Annotated in this window: 13 protein-coding genes; 8 read left to right on the plus strand and 5 right to left on the minus strand. The window is 72.4% G+C overall.

Annotated features, from left to right (window positions below; translation table 11 throughout):
• Positions 1-63 precede the first annotated feature (63 nt).
• The 4 genes from ACLF5H_RS29225 (at position 64) to ACLF5H_RS29240 (ending at position 5558) form a co-directional block, all read left to right on the plus strand.
• Entirely contained in the window at positions 64-999 is a 936-nt protein-coding gene (locus ACLF5H_RS29225) for an adenosine kinase (protein WP_421678987.1), read from the plus strand.
• Positions 996-2489 carry a GMC family oxidoreductase gene (locus ACLF5H_RS29230; protein ID WP_421678988.1) on the plus strand — a complete coding sequence of 498 codons (1494 nt, stop codon included), beginning with the start codon at positions 996-998 and terminating at the stop codon, positions 2487-2489. Before ACLF5H_RS29225 ends, ACLF5H_RS29230 begins: the two co-directional genes overlap by 4 nt.
• A 5-nt stretch (positions 2490-2494) precedes the next feature.
• Positions 2495-3445, plus strand: coding sequence for an aldo/keto reductase (locus tag ACLF5H_RS29235; RefSeq protein WP_421679151.1), 951 nt, complete (start codon positions 2495-2497; stop codon positions 3443-3445).
• Positions 3446-3518: 73 nt separating this feature from the next.
• Complete coding sequence (locus tag ACLF5H_RS29240) at positions 3519-5558, plus strand: radical SAM protein (protein ID WP_421678989.1); 2040 nt, start codon at positions 3519-3521, stop codon at positions 5556-5558.
• Between the two features lie 42 nt (positions 5559-5600).
• Here the strand turns inward: ACLF5H_RS29240 and ACLF5H_RS29245 are convergent, their stop codons facing one another.
• Complete coding sequence (locus ACLF5H_RS29245; RefSeq protein ID WP_421678990.1) at positions 5601-6368, minus strand: SDR family NAD(P)-dependent oxidoreductase; 768 nt, start codon at positions 6366-6368, stop codon at positions 5601-5603.
• Between the two features lie 189 nt (positions 6369-6557).
• On the opposite strand from ACLF5H_RS29245, the gene ACLF5H_RS29250 reads away from it, so the two are divergent.
• Together ACLF5H_RS29250 and ACLF5H_RS29255 are read left to right on the plus strand one after the other, a co-directional pair.
• Positions 6558-7445: an SDR family NAD(P)-dependent oxidoreductase gene (locus ACLF5H_RS29250; RefSeq protein WP_421678991.1), complete on the plus strand. Its 888-nt coding sequence runs from the start codon at positions 6558-6560 to the stop codon at positions 7443-7445.
• A 66-nt stretch (positions 7446-7511) separates the two neighbouring features.
• Positions 7512-8117, plus strand: a complete 606-nt coding sequence (locus tag ACLF5H_RS29255; RefSeq protein ID WP_421678992.1) for a GNAT family N-acetyltransferase — start codon at positions 7512-7514, stop codon at positions 8115-8117.
• Here ACLF5H_RS29255 and ACLF5H_RS29260 read toward each other — a convergent pair.
• Positions 8074-9252, minus strand: coding sequence for an acyl-CoA dehydrogenase family protein (locus ACLF5H_RS29260; protein WP_421678993.1), 1179 nt, complete (start codon positions 9250-9252; stop codon positions 8074-8076). The two genes, ACLF5H_RS29255 and ACLF5H_RS29260, sit on opposite strands and share 44 nt — an antisense overlap.
• 72 nt (positions 9253-9324) lie before the next feature.
• A complete protein-coding gene (locus tag ACLF5H_RS29265) occupies positions 9325-9699 on the minus strand; it encodes a ferredoxin (protein WP_421678994.1) in 375 nt (124 codons plus the stop codon).
• 176 nt (positions 9700-9875) lie between these two features.
• Here ACLF5H_RS29265 and ACLF5H_RS29270 point away from each other — a divergent pair, with 176 nt between their 5' ends.
• Positions 9876-10241 (plus strand): DUF6479 family protein, encoded by a 366-nt coding sequence (locus tag ACLF5H_RS29270; protein WP_421678995.1) that lies wholly within the window; start codon positions 9876-9878, stop codon positions 10239-10241.
• Positions 10242-10338: 97 nt separating this feature from the next.
• Here ACLF5H_RS29270 and ACLF5H_RS29275 read toward each other — a convergent pair whose 3' ends face one another.
• Both ACLF5H_RS29275 and ACLF5H_RS29280 read right to left on the minus strand, forming a co-directional pair.
• The gene (locus tag ACLF5H_RS29275) at positions 10339-11586 is read right to left on the minus strand and encodes an ANTAR domain-containing protein (RefSeq protein ID WP_421678996.1); all 1248 of its coding nucleotides are present in this window, start codon (positions 11584-11586) and stop codon (positions 10339-10341) included.
• A gap of 208 nt (positions 11587-11794) precedes the next feature.
• The gene (locus ACLF5H_RS29280; protein WP_421678997.1) at positions 11795-12160 is read right to left on the minus strand and encodes a DUF3040 domain-containing protein; all 366 of its coding nucleotides are present in this window, start codon (positions 12158-12160) and stop codon (positions 11795-11797) included.
• 458 nt (positions 12161-12618) lie between these two features.
• On the opposite strand from ACLF5H_RS29280, the gene eccCa reads away from it, so the two are divergent.
• A complete protein-coding gene (eccCa, locus tag ACLF5H_RS29285) occupies positions 12619-16605 on the plus strand; it encodes a type VII secretion protein EccCa (RefSeq protein WP_421679152.1) in 3987 nt (1328 codons plus the stop codon).
• The last annotated feature ends 31 nt before the right edge of the window (positions 16606-16636 follow it).

Consider the following 16636-nt stretch of genomic DNA (forward strand, 5'->3'; position numbering starts at 1 on the left):
AGCCGGGTGGGCGACTGCTTGACTCACCAACCCGAGCGACGCGAGAGAAACGAGCCGACTGCCATGACCACCGAGACCGACGTCCTCGTCCTGGGCGGCGCGGGCGTGGACACCGTCGTCCATGTGCCGGAACTGCCGGTCCCCTACGCCGACAGCTACATGATCCGGCCGGGCATCGTGACCCGCGCCGGGCAGAGCGGCGACTTCGTCGCGCTCGGGGTCAGCGCCCTGGGCCTGCGCGCCCACCACATCGACCTGGTCGGCGCCGACCCGGAGGGCGACCTGGTGCGCGCGCTGCACCGGGACCGGGGCATCCCGCTCACCGACGTGCCCTCCGCCGCCGGCACCAAGCGCGCGGTCAACCTGGTCGGCCCGGACGGACGCCGGCTGTCCCTGTACGACGACACCCGCAGCCAGGAGTCCGACCGGCTGCCCGAGGACACCCTGCGCGCCCTCGCCGCGCGCAGCCGGCACGCGCACGTGGTCATCACCCACCCCTGCTCGTACGCCCTGCCGGTGCTGCGCGAGGCCGGGCTCACCATCTCGACGGACCTGCACAACTGGGACGGCGCCAACCCGTACCACGAGCCCTTCGCGCTCGCCGCCGACCTGGTGTTCCTGTCCACCACGGCGCTGGCCGACCCGGAGCACACCATGCGGGACATCGCGGCGCGCGGCCGGGCCCGGATCGTCGTGGCCACCGCGGGTGCCGAGGGCGCCTACCTGCTGGTCGACGGCGAGCTGACCCAGGTGCCCGCCGTCGCCCCGCCGGAGCCCGTCGTGGACTCCAACGGCGCGGGCGACGCCTTCGCCGCGGCCTTCCTGCTGGGCCGGCTGGACGGCCTGGACCCGCTGCGCTGCGCCCGCTACGGCGCGATCGCGGGCGCCCACGCCTGCACCGTGCCCTCGACCCGCGCCGACGCCATCTCACGGGAGCAACTCCTCGCCCGGGTCGCCGAGTCGGACGCCGACGAGCAGGCCGCCAAGGTGAGCGGATGAGCCCTGTCATGGGCCACCACGATGTGCTGGTGCTCGGCGGCGGCGTGGCGGGCTGTGTGCTCGCCGCGCGGCTCAGCGAGGACCCCGCCCGCACGGTCTGCCTGGTGGAGGCCGGGCCCGACCACGGCACCGACCCGGGCGGCTGGCCGCGCTCGCTGCGCGACGCGCACGCCCTGCCCCGCGACCACATGTGGGAGCGCGGGGTCGCCGTGCACCGCCTGCGGGCCCGGGTCCTCGGCGGTTCCTCCTGCGTCAACGGCTGCTGGCACACCTGGGGTTCGGCCGCCGATCACGAGGAATGGACCCGGGCCGGGGGTCCCCGCTGGTCAGCCGCCGCCATGGCGCCGTACCGGGAGCGGGCCGAGGCGGCCATGCGGCTACGGCCCGTACCCGAGCGGGAGTTCAGCCTCTGGGCGCGCGCGGCGCTCGCCGGTGCCCGTGAACTCGGTTACCCGGACGTGGACATGGGCGCCGAGGGCCCGCCCGGCTGCGGCACCCCGCTGCTCAACGCGCTCGACGGGCTGCGCTGGAACGCGGCCTTCGGCTATCTCGGCCCCGCCCGCTCCCGCGCCAACCTCACCATCCTCGGCGACACCGCGGCCGACCGGCTGGTCCTCGACGGCGGCCGGATCACCGGCGCCGAGGTGGTCAGACACGGGCGGCGCGAGACGCTGACCGCCGACACCTACGTCCTCGCCTGCGGCACCTTCGGCTCGCCCGCGCTGCTGCTGCGCAGCGGCATCGGACCCGCGGCCGAGCTGCGCGCGCGGGGCATACGGACCGAGGTGGACCTGCCGGGCGTCGGCGCCAACCTGTCCGACCAGCCCGGTGTGTTCGTCCCCCGCACCCCGGCCCCCCGCCTCAACGCGGCGCTGGCCGCGCGGGAGAAGGAGGGCGAGCTGTACGTCAGCCGGATGCTGATCCGGGCGGCCAGCACGCACTGCCCGACGGACGGCTGGGACCTGCACATCCTGCCCTCCGCCGGGGACCCGCTCTTCGGGGGCCTGCCGCCGGGCGAGTACGAGGCCGGGATCGCCGCGTTCCTGATGAAGCCTGCCTCCCGGGGCCGGGTCCGGCTGCGCTCGGCCGACCCCGCCGACCCCCTCGACATCGACCCCGGGTTCCTCACCGACCCGGACGGCCGGGACGCGGCGGTGCTGCGGGAGGGCCTGGAGATCGCCGAACGGCTCGCCGCCACCTCGGCACTCGCCCCGCTGGCCGCCGCCTCCGGCGCGCCCTCGTACGAGCTGACCGACGCCGAACTGCGCGCCCGGCTCGGCACCTACTGGCACCCCGTCGGCACCTGCGCCATGGGCCCCGCGACCGACCCGCTGGCGGTCACCGACGGCGCCGGCCGGGTGCACGGCGTGCCCGATCTGCGCGTCGCCGACGCCTCCGTGCTCCCCTCCGCCCCCGCGGCCAACACCCAGTTCCCGGTGCTCGCCGCGGCCGAGCTGCTCGCCGACGCCCTGAAGGAGACGGCCAGTTGACGACCGTGACCACCGATCCCGCCGGGCGCGCTCCCGAGGCGCGGCTGATCTATGGCTGCATGGGGCTCGGCGGCGGCTGGGACCGTACGCCGTACACCGCCGAGGACGTCGACCGGGCACAGACGGCCGTGGAGACCGCGCTGGAGTGCGGGATCACCGTGTTCGACCTCGCGGACATCTACCGGTGCGGCACCTCGGAGGCGGTGTTCGGCGAGGTCCTGGCCCGGACGCCGGGGCTGCGGGAGCGGATCACCGTGCAGACCAAGTGCGGGATCCGGCTCGCCGAGGGGGACCGGCCGGGCCACTACGACCTGCGCGGGGACTCGATCCTCCGGCGGGTCGAGGAGAGCCTCGCCCGGCTGCGCACCGAGGTGATCGACACCCTGCTGCTGCACCGCCCCGACCCGCTGACCGGCCCCGAGGAGATCGCCGCCGCCCTGCGCGAACTGCACCGGCAGGGGCTGGTGCGCCGCTTCGGCGTCTCCAACATGAGCGCCGCGCAGATCGCGCGTCTCCAGTCCCGGCTGGAACTCCCGCTGGTGGCGAACCAGTTGGAGATGAGCCTGGCCCGGCGCGACTGGGTCGAGGCGGGGGTGCTGCTCAACACCCCGGCGGCCACGTCCAACGGTTTCCCCGAGGGGACCCTCGAAGCGTGCGCCGAGCGGGGCATCCAGCTCCAGGCGTGGGGCGCGCTGGCCCATGGCCGCTACACCGGGGACGCCGACTCCCCCACCGCCGAACTGCTGCGCCGACTGGCCCGGAGCAAGGACACCACCCCCGAGACGGTCCTGCTGTGGTGGCTGGCCCGCCATCCCGCCGGCATCGTCCCGGTGATCGGCACCAGCCGCCCCGAGCGGATCCGCGCCTGCCGGGACGCGGCACTGCGCGCACCGGACCTCACGCACGAGGAGTGGTACGAGCTGTGGATCACGGCGCGGGGCACCCCGCTGCCCTGACGAACGCCGACTCCCCGTGCCGGGGACCCCCCGCCCGCTCTCCCCCGCCGTACCGACCGACGGAGTACCGACCGTGACCGCGAGCACCACCACCGACCGGGGCCGGCTGACCTCGGCCCGCTTCTACATCACCTTCCGCTGCAACTCGCTCTGCGGCTACTGCAACGTCTGGCAGGACGACAAGTTCAAGGGCTACGCGGAACTCACCCTGGAGCGGGGCCGCCAGATCCTGGACGAGCTGTACGAACTCGGTGTGCGCTACGTCGACTTCACCGGCGGCGAGCCGGTGCTGCACCCGCACATCGACGGCATCGTGCAGCACGCCAAGTCGCTCGGCATGGCCGTGGAGATCACCAGCAACGGCATCCGCTTCGCCCAGCACATCGAGGCGATCGTGCCCCACGTCGACACCATGAACATCTCCCTGGACACCCTGCGGCCCGACCGCTACCGGCAGATCCGGGGGGTGCCCACCCTGGACCGGGCCCTCGACGTCATCCAGAAGGTCATCGCCACCGGCAGCGGCAACCTCAAGCTGATCTGCGTGGTGACCCGGGAGAACGTGGACGAGATACCGGACCTGCTGCGCTTCGCGCACGAGAACCGGACCACCGTCTACTTCTCCGGGATGTTCGAGTACTTCGACGAGCAGGACACCGTCCGCGACACCAACCGGACGGCCCGCAAGCTGAAGCTGATCGAGCAGAACGGCAAGCCGCTCGCGGACACCACGGCGGGCCGCACCGGACGGATGGACGAGTCGGAGCCGACCGGCGGACCGATCGCCGAGCAGCTGATACGGCTGCTGCATCAGCCGTTCGCCCTGGTCAACCTGCACTTCCGCAAGTACATGGAGACTTTGGACCCGACCGCGCCCACCGACTGCTACGCCAACAAGCGGATCCTGACCGTCGGCCCCGACGGACGCCTCGTCCTGCCCTGCTACCACGCCTTCGACAACTCGGTCGCCTGGGACCGCCCGCTGCGCGAACTGGTCGAGGACCCGGAGTTCCTGCGGGTGCGGGACGAGGAGGTCGGCCACCGCTCGGAGTGCCGCAGCTGCACCGTCTTCCCGTACATCGGCCTGTCGTTCAGCCACCGCTTCGACAAGGTCTTCCTCTACCAGGCGCTGTCGGAGGAGATCGCCAAGTTCAAACGGCAGTTCACCGATCCGCTGTTCCCGCGCCTCCCCTTGGACCTCGACCGACTCCACGCCCGTTACTCGGAGTTGGAGCATCTGATCGACCAGGTGCTGCCGACGCCCCGGCCCCCGGAGTCCGCCGACCACTTCTACCGCTTCGAGACCAGCGACACCGGGGTGCGCTCCGAGTTCGCCGCCGGGGAGCTGAGCGTCGCCGAGCTGATCGGGGACTACGCGCACGGCGAGTGCTGGGGCATCCAGCGCTCCCCGCACACCTGGATCCGCCTCGTCTACCGCGAGCTGGTCCCGGCCCTGCGCGAGCTGCTGCCGCAGGAGGCGTACGAGTCGGTGGTCGCCGAGCTGTACGAGGTCCAACTCGCCTGGTGGTATGCCTACTTGACGCGCTACTACCGGGGCGCGGAACACCTCGACGGCACGGCCGCGAAGGACACCGTCGCCGACTTCCTCGCCCGCACCGGCGCCCTGCTGCCCGACGCCCCCGCCGCGACCCGGGTCCGCGAGGTGCTGCTGCACGCGGGCTGCGTCCTCGGCCTGTCCCCCGAGACCCTGGCCCCGCTCGCCGTGCGCACCTCGTTCCCGGAGGCCGACCTCATCGCCAAGCACCTGCTGCTGATCGCCCCGGACGCCGAACTCCCGCGCTACGCCGAGCTGTTGCCGCAGGAGTCCGCCGAGCCCCTGCGCCGGGCGCCGCTCACCTCGACCACCGAGGCCCCGCCCGCCGAGGCCCCGGCCCCGCTGGACCCTCAGACGGCCCGCCTCCTGGGCCAGGACCCCCTCCCGGCCACCGTCGACGAGGCGACGGCGGAGAAGCTGATCGCCGCGGTGACCGCCCTCGCCCCCGGGGACCGCGAGGGCCTCGCCGCCCGCCTCCTCGCCCACGAGCTGCGCACCCCGGACGCCGTGCGCCGCCGGGGCGCGGAGCTGAGGTCACGCGGTACGGCCACCGGCTGAACCGGCCGACCACGGGCCGCCGGTCCCGGCTCCCGGGCCGGGTCAGGCGCCGGGAAACAGCGGCGCGCCCGCCATGAGGCCGCCGTCCAGGGTGAGGGTCTGTCCGGTGATGTACGACGCCCTGCCGGAACCGAGGAAGAGCACGGCGTCGGCCACCTCCTCCGGGGTGCCCGGCCGGTGCAGGGGCAGCACGGAGTTCACCGCCTCGCGCGTCCGGTCGTCCCCGGTGACCCGCTCGTACATCCCGGTACGGGTGAATCCGGGGGCGACCGCGTTCACCCGGATGCCGTGCGCGGCGCCTTCGAGGGCGGCCGCCTTGGTGATGCCGATGACGGCGTGCTTGCTGCCGGCGTACACGGCGACCTCCGGGTAGCCCATCCGGCCGTACACGCTGCTGACATTGACGATGCTGCCGCCGCCGTGTTCCCGCATGGCGCGGAACTCGTGCTTCAGGCTCAGCAGGGTTCCCTTGACGTTGGTGTCGAAGGTGGCCGCGTAGTCGTCGTCCGTGACGGCGGTGATCGGGGCGGACCGTCCCTCGGTGCCCGCGTTGTTGAGGGCGACGTCGATCCGGCCGAAGCGGTCGACGGCCTGGTCGACGAGGTCGCGGACATCCTCCTCCAGTCGCACATCGGCCTGGACGAACAGGGCACGGCCGCCCAGACCTTCGAGCTCTCCGGTGAGTTCCTTGCCGGGATCCGGGTGCCGCCCCGAGACCACGACGTCGGCACCCTGCCGGGCGTAGGCCAAGGCGGTGGCACGCCCGATTCCGCTGAGCGCGCCGGTGATGACGACCACGGGAGCTGACATGCGCGAGTCCTCTCTCGGCCTCTCCGGACGGTGGGCCGTGGCGAAGCGTAGAAGCGCGTGGGGGGCAAAACGCGCACACCTCGCGGCCGACTGACCCGGACAGCGCACAGATGTGCCAAGAAAACCGCACATACTGCCTATACCCCGTTTTGGTTTGATGTCCGTGATCCGATTCCTACTGTGACAGCTGTGAACGCTCCCCGAATCGCCCTCGTCACCGGCGCCAACCAAGGACTCGGCCGTGCGCTCGTCGAAGGACTGGCGGCCCGCCTGGACCCGGCCGACCTGGTCCTTCTCACCGGCCGCGACCGGCGACGCGTGACCGACGCCGCCGACGAGGTGACCCGGCTGCCCGGCACCCGCGCCCGGGTCCAGGGCACCGTCCTCGACGTCACCGACACCGACGCCATCGCCCGGCTCGCCGAGGAGCTGCGGGCCCGCCACGGAGGCATCGACATCGTCCTGTCCAACGCGGTGGCCCGGCTGCTGCCCGAGGAGTCGCAGTCCGCGCGGGCCGACGAGTTCATCGACGTCTCCAACACCGCCACGCACACGATCCTGCGCCGCTTCGGCCCCGTGCTGCGCCCGGGCGGCCGGCTGCTCGTCGTGGCGAGCAGCCTCGGCACCCTGGGCCGTCTGGACCCACGGCTGCATCACCTGTTCGACGGCGCGAGCCTCGACCAGGTGGAGAGCGCCGTCGAGTCCTGGCGCGCCGCCGTCCACGCCGGCACCGCCGAGGCCGCGGGCTGGCCGCGCTGGCTGAACGTGCCCTCGAAGGTGGCCCAGGTCGCCGCCGTACGCGCGGTCGCCGCGCGGCGCCGTGACCGCGACCGCACGACCGGCACCCTGGTCGCCGCGGTCTGCCCCGGCATGGTCGACACCGCGACCTCACGGCCCTGGTTCAGCGACTACAGCCAGGCCCAGACCCCCGCCGAGGCCGCCTCGGCCGTACTGGACGTCATCCTCGCCGAGCGCGTCGACCCCTCCCTGTACGGCGAGTTGATCCGCTTCGGCAAGCCGCTGGACTGGCACGGGGGCGTACCGCCGATCGAACAGGACCGGCTGCTCACTCCGTGAACCGGCGTTTCGGGGGCGCGGAAAAGCCGTTGGGCGGTCCTGTCCGGTTCGGGCACGCTCTGTTCCGTGGACATATATCTGGAGACCGATCGCCTGACCCTGCGCCGTTTCACGGCCGATGACGCCGACCTGCTGATCGAGCTGGACAGCGACCCGGCCGTGATGCGTTATCTGAGCGGGGGCGAGGCGACCGCGCCGGAAATCGTCCGCGAACGCCATCTGCCCTTCATCATCGCCGGTTACGAGAAATGGGACGGCCGTCTCGGGCTGTTCGCCGCGCACGAGAAGGGCGGCGGGGCGTTCATCGGCTGGTTCTGCCTGCGTCCCGAACGGGACGGCCCGCGGGACGAGGCCGAGCTGGGGTACCGGCTGCGACAGGCAGCCTGGGGCAAGGGCTATGCCACGGAGGGCTCGCGCGCCCTCCTGCACAAGGGCTTCACCGAACTCGGAGTGCGCACGATCTGGGCCGAGACGATGACCGTGAACCGCGGTTCGCGCAAGGTCATGGAGAAGCTCGGCATGACCCTCAAGGGCAACATCCCCACTCCCCCCGACATGCAGTTGGTCGAGGGTGCCGAGCACGGGGGCGTGCGGTACGAGATCACCGGGGAACGCTGGGCACACCACCCTATCGCCGCACCCTCGGCATCCCCAATCCGATCCAGGAGATGATCTCGCGTTGGATCTCGTTGTTGCCGCCGCCGAAGGTGAAGATGACGGCTGAGCGGTAGCCGCGTTCGAGTTCGCCGTGGAGGACGGCGCCCGACGAGCCCTCTTTGAGGAGGCCGGCGGCGGCGGTGATCTCCATGAGGGCGGCGTAGGCGTCGCGGCGGGCCTCGGAGCCGTAGACCTTGACGGCGGAGGCGTCCTGCGGGGTGAGGGTGCCGTCCTCGACGGCGGTGACCATCTGCCAGTTGAGGAGCTTGAGGGCCTCAAGACGGGTGTGGGTGCGGGCGAGCAGTCGGCGCACCCAGCCGAGGTCCAGCACCCGGCGGCCGTCGGCGAGTTCGGTGCGGGCGGCCCAGTGCTGGACGTCGTGCAGGGCGCGGACGGCCATCGTGCCGTGCGCCGCGAGGGTGACGCGTTCATGGTTGAGCTGGTTGGTGATCAGCCGCCAGCCCTGGTTCTCGGCGCCGACGCGGCGGGAGACGGGGACGCGGATGTTCTCGTAGTAGCTGGCCGTGGTGTCGTGGGAGGCCAGGGTGTTGATGACGGTGCAGGAGTAGCCGGGGTCGGAGGTCGGCACCAGCAGCATGGTGATGCCCTGGTGCGGCGGGGCGTCCGGGTCGGTGCGCACGGCGAGCCAGACCCAGTCCGCGGTGTCGCCGTTCGTCGTCCAGATCTTCTGCCCGTTGACGAGGTACGTGTCCCCGTCCCGCACGGCCCTGGTCCGCAGTGCGGCGAGATCGGTGCCCGCCTCGGGCTCGCTGTAGCCGATCGCGAAGTCGATCTCGCCGGACAGGACGCGTGGCAGGAAGTACGCCTTCTGCTCCTCGGTGCCGAACTTCATGAGGGTCGGCCCGACCGTGTTCAGCGCCATCAGCGGCAGCGGTACGCCGGCCTGCGCGGCCTCGTCGAAGAAGATGAACTGCTCCATCGCCGACATGCCCCGCCCGCCGTACTCCTCGGGCCAGCCGACGCCGAGCCAGCCGTCGGTGCCGAGGGTGCGGATCGTGTCGCGGTAGAAGCGTTTACGGGCGGCCGGGTCGGCGTACCGGGCGTAGGCGTTGTCCGGGACCAGGCGGGCGAAGTAGGCGCGCAGTTCGGCGCGCAGTCGCTGCTGCTCGGGCGTGTGGTCGAGGTGCACGGCGCCTCCAGGCTCCCCAAGGGCGGTCCTGACGGCGCACACCGTAGAACGTGTTACAGAAATTGGGAAGCGTCAGGCCAGCGTCTCCAGGAAGTCGACGCAGGCGTCGGCACAGGCCCGGCAGGCCGTCGCGGCCGATTCGGCGCCCGGGTGCCCCTCGAAGGCGCGGGCGCATTCGAGGCAGGTCCGGCGGCACCAGTCGACCCGGCCGCGCAGCCCCTCCTCACCCTGCCGGCTCTCCTCGCACAGCAGCCGGCAGGTGGCGTCGCACACCTCCGCGCACATGATCCCCAGTCGGCGCACCCGCTCCTGGTGCTCGGAGCCGCCCGGATCGACCAGGCTGACCCGTACCGAGCAGGCGCGGGCACACTCCGTGCACGCCTGGGCGCAGCTGAAGCGGTCCTCCAGGAACCGGTAGAGCTGCTGTGGGGAAGCCTGCTGGGTCACAGGGTGCGGGTTGCCCCGAGGGATCGGGACAAACCCGCGCCCGCCGCGGACCCGGGACAAACCGCCGCGGACCCGGGACAAAACTGCCCTCGCACCACCTATGTCCTCTTTATTTTATTTGTTCGATTCATGTGGTTATTCGATTCATGTGGTTATAGGACGGGTATCCCTGTTCCATGAACACCGCATCGATGCAGCTGGCCGCGACGAGCGGCCTGATGAGCCTCGTACTCTTCGTCGTGGCCGTCGGACTGCTGGCAGTGCTCGGCGGCGGCTTCTGGCTGACCTCTCGCGTCAAGTCCCGCGAGCCCGCTCGCCCACGTCCCGAGGAGCAGCCCAAGCTGCCACCGGAGGGCGCGGTGCACGAGATCCGGGAGAACCGGGACTACCAGGAGGTTCCCAAGACACCCGAGGGCGGCCGTCCGCTCACCCCCTACGAGCTGAGCAACATGGACTCCAAGACCAGCGAGGACCAGAAGCGTCCGCGCTGGAGCAGCGGGTCCAGCGGGTCCTTCGGAGGCGGGGGGCTCGGCGCTCACTGACGGCTCGGCATCCACTGACGAGCGGTGACCGTGGCCCGCGTCGACCGACGCGGGCCACGTCTCGTATGTCCGGGTTCCCGCGGGGCCCGGCCGTGGCTCAGGGCCTGCGGGTCAGCCGGTGATGCAGATGGTCGAGGGCGTCGAGGAGGACCGTGCGGTGGTACCAGGCCAGCCAGGCCGCCGTGTCGGTGGCGAGCAGGCCGAGGGCCTCGGCCCGGGTGGAGGTCGGCAGGTGTCCGGCGTCGGGCCAGTGCACGGTGATCAGAGCGGCGCAGCAGCCGGCGGCGGACAGGACCGGGACGCATTGGAGGGACCGCGCGCCCGCCGCGAGCAGGGCGCGTCGGCCGTCCTCGGAGAGCAGCGCTTCGGTGGCCACGTCGGGCATGCTCACGCGCCGCCCGCGGGCACGGGCGACCGCCTCGGCCGTACCGTCGTCGCGGCCGCGTCCCAGGTGATCCAGGTAGGGGTCCGTGCCGCCGTGCCGGGCCTCCAGGGCGAGCGCGTTCACGGCGGGGTCGACGGACAGGACGTGACCGGCCGGGGCGTGGGAGATGGCGAGCGCCTCGCGGAGTACGGCGTCGATCATCCGCCCGCGGCAGCGGGGGTCGCGGTCGGTGCGGGCGAGGACGCGCAGCGGGGGCACGGGCAGCGGGCGGCGGGCCGGGAACCAGGTCGCGCCGTCGGGCGGGCGGGCCACCACGACGGCGGAGGCGAGGACCCGCAGCGGCACGTTGAACCGCTGGGAGGTCTCCCGCAGCACCCGGAAGGCGCCGCCGCCCTCGGGCAGGGCGTAACGGGCCATGAGCATGCCCTGGGCCATGCCGATCACCGGGGCGGTGCGGACCCGGGCGCGCAGGGCGCGGACCTCCTGGTGCAGGTCCTCGTAGGACGGCCGCAGCGGGTCGGCCATCGGCGAGCGCCAGGCGGGCAGCTCCTCCGCCTTGGCGGCGGCGCGGGCCAGTTCGCGCACGGCCTCGTCCAGGGTGGCGTACAGCTGGACGCCGTCCAGGCGGGCCAGGTGCACGGCCTCGCGGACGCCCGGCCGGGCCCGCACGATGATCAGATCGGGGCGCCCGGCGCGGACCCGCGTGGCCTCGCTGAGGGTGCGCAGCACGGCGGCGCCGCCGAGCTGTACGTGGGCCATGTCGAGGACGGGCCGCAGCCCGGCGCGGTCCGCCCGCTCCAGATGGCCGCGCAGCTCCTGCGACCAGGCGTGGGCGCCGTGCGCGTCCAGGGTGCCGGACATGCGCAGCAGCAGCGCGCCCTCGGCGGGCAGGCCCTCCACGACGGAGGACTCGATCACCAGGGGGGCCGGTGCGCCCGGCCGTGGCGAGAAGGCTTTCATGGCATCACCCGGGCAGGTCGGGCAGGGGCCGGTGCGGCCATGTCCCGACCATGAACCCGACCTTGGACCACCCACCATGCACGGCGGACGCCCCGCTCTCAACCGGACGCGACGGAGGGGCGGAGGATACGGCCGTCAGGGGTGCGGAGACCTCCGTCCCGGCGCGGTCGGCCCGTGCGGCCCCGACCGCGAGGCCGCCGCAGGGGGCTCAGAGCCAGGAACTCGCCCGCTCCCCCACCCGCCCCCGCCGACGGGCCAGCCGGCACAGCAGCCGGAACGCCTGGAAGAGGGTGAGCGGCCACAGCACCGCGAAGCACCACAGCGGCCCGGGGTCCCCGGTGCGGATGCCCATGACCGCGCAGAGCGCGGCGGCGAGGGCCAGCAGCAGGACGCCCGTCGGCAGCCAGATCCGCCGGTGTGCCCGGTCCGCCCGTTCCCGGTGGGCCCCGCCGCCCATCCGGCGGGCGAAGCCCCGGTCCTCCCGAAGATGCGCCTCGATCTCCAGCAGCGCCAGCCGCTCGCGCGGTGACAGCCGGGTCTTCTCGCGCCCGTCCCACATCTCCCAGTCGTCCACGGCGAGGCACCTCCTGCGCGGTCGGCGGCATCCGTCTCCCCGAGTTCCCCGCGCGCACGCCCCGAAGCGACGCCACGGTGCGTGGCCGATGCGTCGCGTACAGCGACGATCACGGCGGCCGCACCGCATGTCCATATCCCCGTAACCAGAGGTTCACCTTCCTCGGCAGCACCCGAATGAACCTCAAGCGATCATCAACAACCCCTGGATCTCGGGGTGGTGAGCGGTGGATATCGCGAAACGAGCCAATCCACTATTTCAAAAGCCAAGCAAAATTTCCGAGTTGGCGCCCCAGGGTCGAGATGTGTTCACCCGTCTCAGCCTTCCCGCGCTTATCATCTGCCCAGTAGTGGATCACTTCCCTCCACATCGCCAAGCATCAATCCGCACCCACGCGCAAGTGGTTGACCAGCCATGCCCGCGTGAGCGCTTCAGAAAGGTCCCTGCCATTGAGCACCGTGGTGGCCAAACGTTCACCGCGCGCCGAGGGTCCGCAGCTCCCCGAGGGACAGGTCGAGCTGGCGGAGCCGCCGGTTCTGGGGGAGCCGGCGAGCGCCGATTTCGGATCGGCGCTGATGTATCTGCCCATGGCGCTGGGCAGTGGCGCCATGGTGCTGATGTTCTCCATGCGCAGCGCCGGACCGACGACGTACATGATGTCCGGGATGATGGGCGTCGCCATGGTCAGCATGACGCTGACCCAGATAGGCCGGGCCGGTGCCGAGCGCCGGCGCAGGATGCGGGCCGAGCGGCGTGACTATCTGCGCTATCTCGCGCAGAAGCGCCGCCAGGCCCGGCAGGCCGCCGAGCAGCAGCGGGCCGCCCTGCTGTGGGACAACCCCGAGCCGGGGCAGCTGTGGGCGCTGGCGCTGGGCACCCGGCTGTGGGAACGCCGCCCGGCGCACGAGGACTTCGGCCGGGTCCGCATCGGACAGGGCATCCGCCGCGCCGCGTTGGAGTTCCTGCCGCCGCAGACCAAGCCGGTGGAGGACCTGGAGCCGCTGACCGCGATCTCGCTGCGCCGGTTCACCAAGGCGCACCAGACGGTGCCCCGGCTGCCGATCCCGGTCGCGCTACGGCGGTTCACCAGCGTGGAGCTGGCCGGTGAGCCCGAGCCCGCGCTCGGGCTGCTGCGGGCGATGGTCGCGCAGCTCGCCGCGTTCCACTCCCCCGACGAGCTGCGGATCGCCCTGCTCGGCGGGGCGTCGGCGCGGGCCGAGTGGGACTGGCTCAAGTGGCTGCCGCACAACGCGCATCCGCACGAGGAGGACGACGCCGGTCAGGTGCGGCTCGCCGCCGAGGACCACGACGCGCTGATGGACCTGCTCGGCACCGAGGTACGGGACCGGCCCGACCACGACCCGGACGCCTCGCCGAGCGTGGCCGAGCCGTTCGTGGTGGTCGTGGCGCAGGGCGTACGGCTGCCGGAGACCTCGCGGCTGACGCACGGCGGGCTGCGCAATGTCGTGCTGCTGGACGCGACGGGCGCGATGACCGGCGGTCCGAAGGTGCTGCGGCTGACCACCCGGGGCACCGGTGTCGAGTTCCCGGCCGGTGACGACACCGTGACCGCCGAGGCCGACGCGCTGAGCCGCACCGAGGCGGACACCCTGGCCCGGCTGCTCGCGCCGATGCGCACCAGCGGCAGCGTGGACCTGGTGGACCGGCCGCTGGAATCGGACTTCGACCTCACGGCGCTGCTGGGCATCCGGGACCCGCGCGGCTTCGACGTGGCCGCCAAGTGGCGGCCCCGCATCACCCAGTCCGCCCGTCTCCTGGTGCCGTTGGGCGTCACGGAGGAGGGCGAGGTCGTCGAGCTGGACATCAAGGAGTCGGCACAGGGCGGCATGGGCCCGCACGGTCTGCTCATCGGTGCCACCGGCTCCGGCAAGAGCGAGCTGCTGCGCACCCTGGTGATGGGCCTGGTCGCCACGCACTCCTCGGAGATCCTCAACCTGGTGCTGGTCGACTTCAAGGGCGGCGCGACCTTCCTCGGCATGGACCGGCTGCCGCACACCTCGGCGGTCATCACCAACCTGGCCGACGAGATCCATCTCGTGGACCGCATGCGCGACTCCATCAACGGCGAGATGATCCGCCGCCAGGAGCTGCTGCGCGAGTCCGGGTACTCCTCGCTGTTCGACTACGAGAAGGCGCGGGGCGCCGGGGCGAACCTGACGCCGCTGCCGTCGCTGCTGGTCATCGTGGACGAGTTCTCCGAACTGCTCGCCAGCAAGCCGGAGTTCGTGGATCTGTTCGTCTCCATCGGCCGCCTCGGGCGCAGCCTCGGGGTGCATCTGCTGCTGGCCTCCCAGCGGCTGGACGAGAGCCGTATCCACAAGGTCGAGGGGCATCTGTCGTACCGGATCGCCCTGCGGACGTTCTCCGCGATGGAGTCGCGCAGCGTCATCGGCGTCTCGCACGCCTATGAGCTGCCGTCGGCGCCGGGCAACGGCTATCTGAAGGTGGACACCACCAATCTGGTCCGCTTCAAGGCCGCTTACGTCTCCGGCGCCGCGCCGGAGCCGGTGGGCGAGGCCGAGCACTCCGCGCAACTGGCCGCCGCCGGGCAGGAGATCACCCTGTTCGGGCTGGAGCAGCAGGGCACGCTGATGTCCGAGCGGATCGCCGAGCAGCAGGCGCTGGAGGCCGCCCGGGAGGCGTCGGCCGCCGCCGAACGCAAGGCCGCCGCACAGGCGTTGGGCGGCGAGCAGAACGAGGAGAGTCTCCTGGAGGTGCTGATCGGGCGCCTCGCGGAGAGCGGGCCGCCGGCCCGGCAGGTGTGGCTGCCGCCGCTGACCGAGTCGCCGAGCCTGGACCAGCTGCTGCCGGGCATCGTGCCGGACCCGGCGCGCGGCATGAGCGCGGCGGACCACCCCTCGCTCAGCTCGCTGCGGGTGCCGCTCGGCATCGTGGACCGGCCCTTCGAGCAGCTGCGCGAGCTGCTGGTCGCCGATCTCTCCGGCGCCGACGGTCACATCGGGGTGGCCGGCGCCCCGCAGACCGGCAAGTCGACCCTGCTGCGCGCCCTGATGCTGTCCCTCGCGCTGACCCACACCCCCGAGGAAGTCCAGTTCTACTGCCTGGACTTCGGCGGTGGCGGTCTGGTCTCCACGGCCGGTCTGCCGCATGTCGGTTCGGTCGCCACCCGCCTCGAACGCGACCGCGTGCTGCGTACGGTCGCCGAGCTGAGCCAGCTCCTCGAGAAGCGCGAGGAGGAGTTCACCTCGCGGGGTCTGGAGTCGATGTCCGCCTACCGCAGGCTGCGGGCCACGGGCGAGATCGACGACCCCTACGGCGATGTGTTCCTGGTGGTCGACGGCTGGGGCACGCTGCGCCAGGACTACGAGGAGCTGGAGCCGCGGGTCATCGAGATGGCCGCGCGCGGGCTGTCGTTCGGTCTGCATGTGATCGGTTCCGCGGTGCGCTGGTCGGAGTTCCGGCCCCGGCTGCGGGACCTGCTGGGCACCAAGTTCGAGCTGCGGCTCGGCGATTCGATGGAGTCCGAGGTCGGCTCCCGGATCGCGGCGGCCGTACCGCACCAGCCCGGTCGCGGTCTGACCGCGGCCGGCCACCACTTCCTGTCCGCGCTGCCCCGCCTGGACGGCTCGGGCGAGACCGGCGACCTCACGACGGCCACCAAGTCGGCCGTGGCGGAGATCGACACCTTCTGGACGGGCCGCCCGGCCCCCGGCGTCCGGCTGCTGCCGACCCGCCTTCCGGTGACCGAACTCCCGGTGTCCGAGGACGACTTCAAGGTCTGCCTCGGCTGGGACGAGCAGCGTCTCGAACCGGTCTGGCACGACTTCACCACCAACCCGCACCTGATGGTGTTCGGCGACGGCGAGACCGGCAAGACCAACGCGCTGCGCCTGATGATCCGCGCCATCACCGCCCGCTACACCCCCGAGGAGGCGCGCATCATGGTCGCCGACCCGGGGCGCGGGCTCCTCAACTCGGTGCCCGAGGCGTACCGGGTCGGGTACGTGGTGGACAGCGACGCGCTCGCCCAACTGGCCACCAGCGCCTCGGTGTCGGTGGGCAAGCGGGTGCCGGGCCCGGACATCAGCCCGGAGCAGCTCGCCCGCCGCGACTGGTGGGAGGGGCCGCTGCTGTTCGTCCTCATCGACGACTACGACCTGTTCTCCGGAGCCCCGGGCGCGCCCTCCCCGATGGCGCCGCTGGTGCCGCTGCTCGCGCAGGGCCTGCACATCGGCATGCACCTGGTCGTCGCCCGCAGCACCTCGGGATCGATCCGCGCCATGATGGACCCGGTGCTGCGCCGCCTGTGGGAACTGGGCAACCCCGGCCTGCTCTTCTCCTACCCCAAGGAGGAGGGCAAGTTCCTCGGCGAGGCCAAGCCGCGCACGCTGCCCGCGGGCCGGGCCCAGCTGGTCACCCGGCGTTCGGTACGCCTCGTACAGACCGGGCTGGTGTCCTCATGAACAGCATGAACGGCATGAACGGCACGAGCGG

This window comes from Streptomyces sp. LaBMicrA B280, assembly GCF_049222185.1.
GTDB lineage: Bacteria > Actinomycetota > Actinomycetes > Streptomycetales > Streptomycetaceae > Streptomyces > Streptomyces murinus.

Coding starts and splice junctions, on each gene's coding strand:
- ACLF5H_RS29230 (WP_421678988.1), top strand. CDS start 996: ATGAGCCCTGTCATGGGCCACCACGATGTGCTGGTGCTCGGCGGCGGC.
- ACLF5H_RS29225 (WP_421678987.1), top strand. CDS start 64: ATGACCACCGAGACCGACGTCCTCGTCCTGGGCGGCGCGGGCGTGGAC.
- ACLF5H_RS29275 (WP_421678996.1), bottom strand. CDS start 11,586: ATGAAAGCCTTCTCGCCACGGCCGGGCGCACCGGCCCCCCTGGTGATC.
- ACLF5H_RS29245 (WP_421678990.1), bottom strand. CDS start 6,368: ATGTCAGCTCCCGTGGTCGTCATCACCGGCGCGCTCAGCGGAATCGGG.
- ACLF5H_RS29270 (WP_421678995.1), top strand. CDS start 9,876: ATGAACACCGCATCGATGCAGCTGGCCGCGACGAGCGGCCTGATGAGC.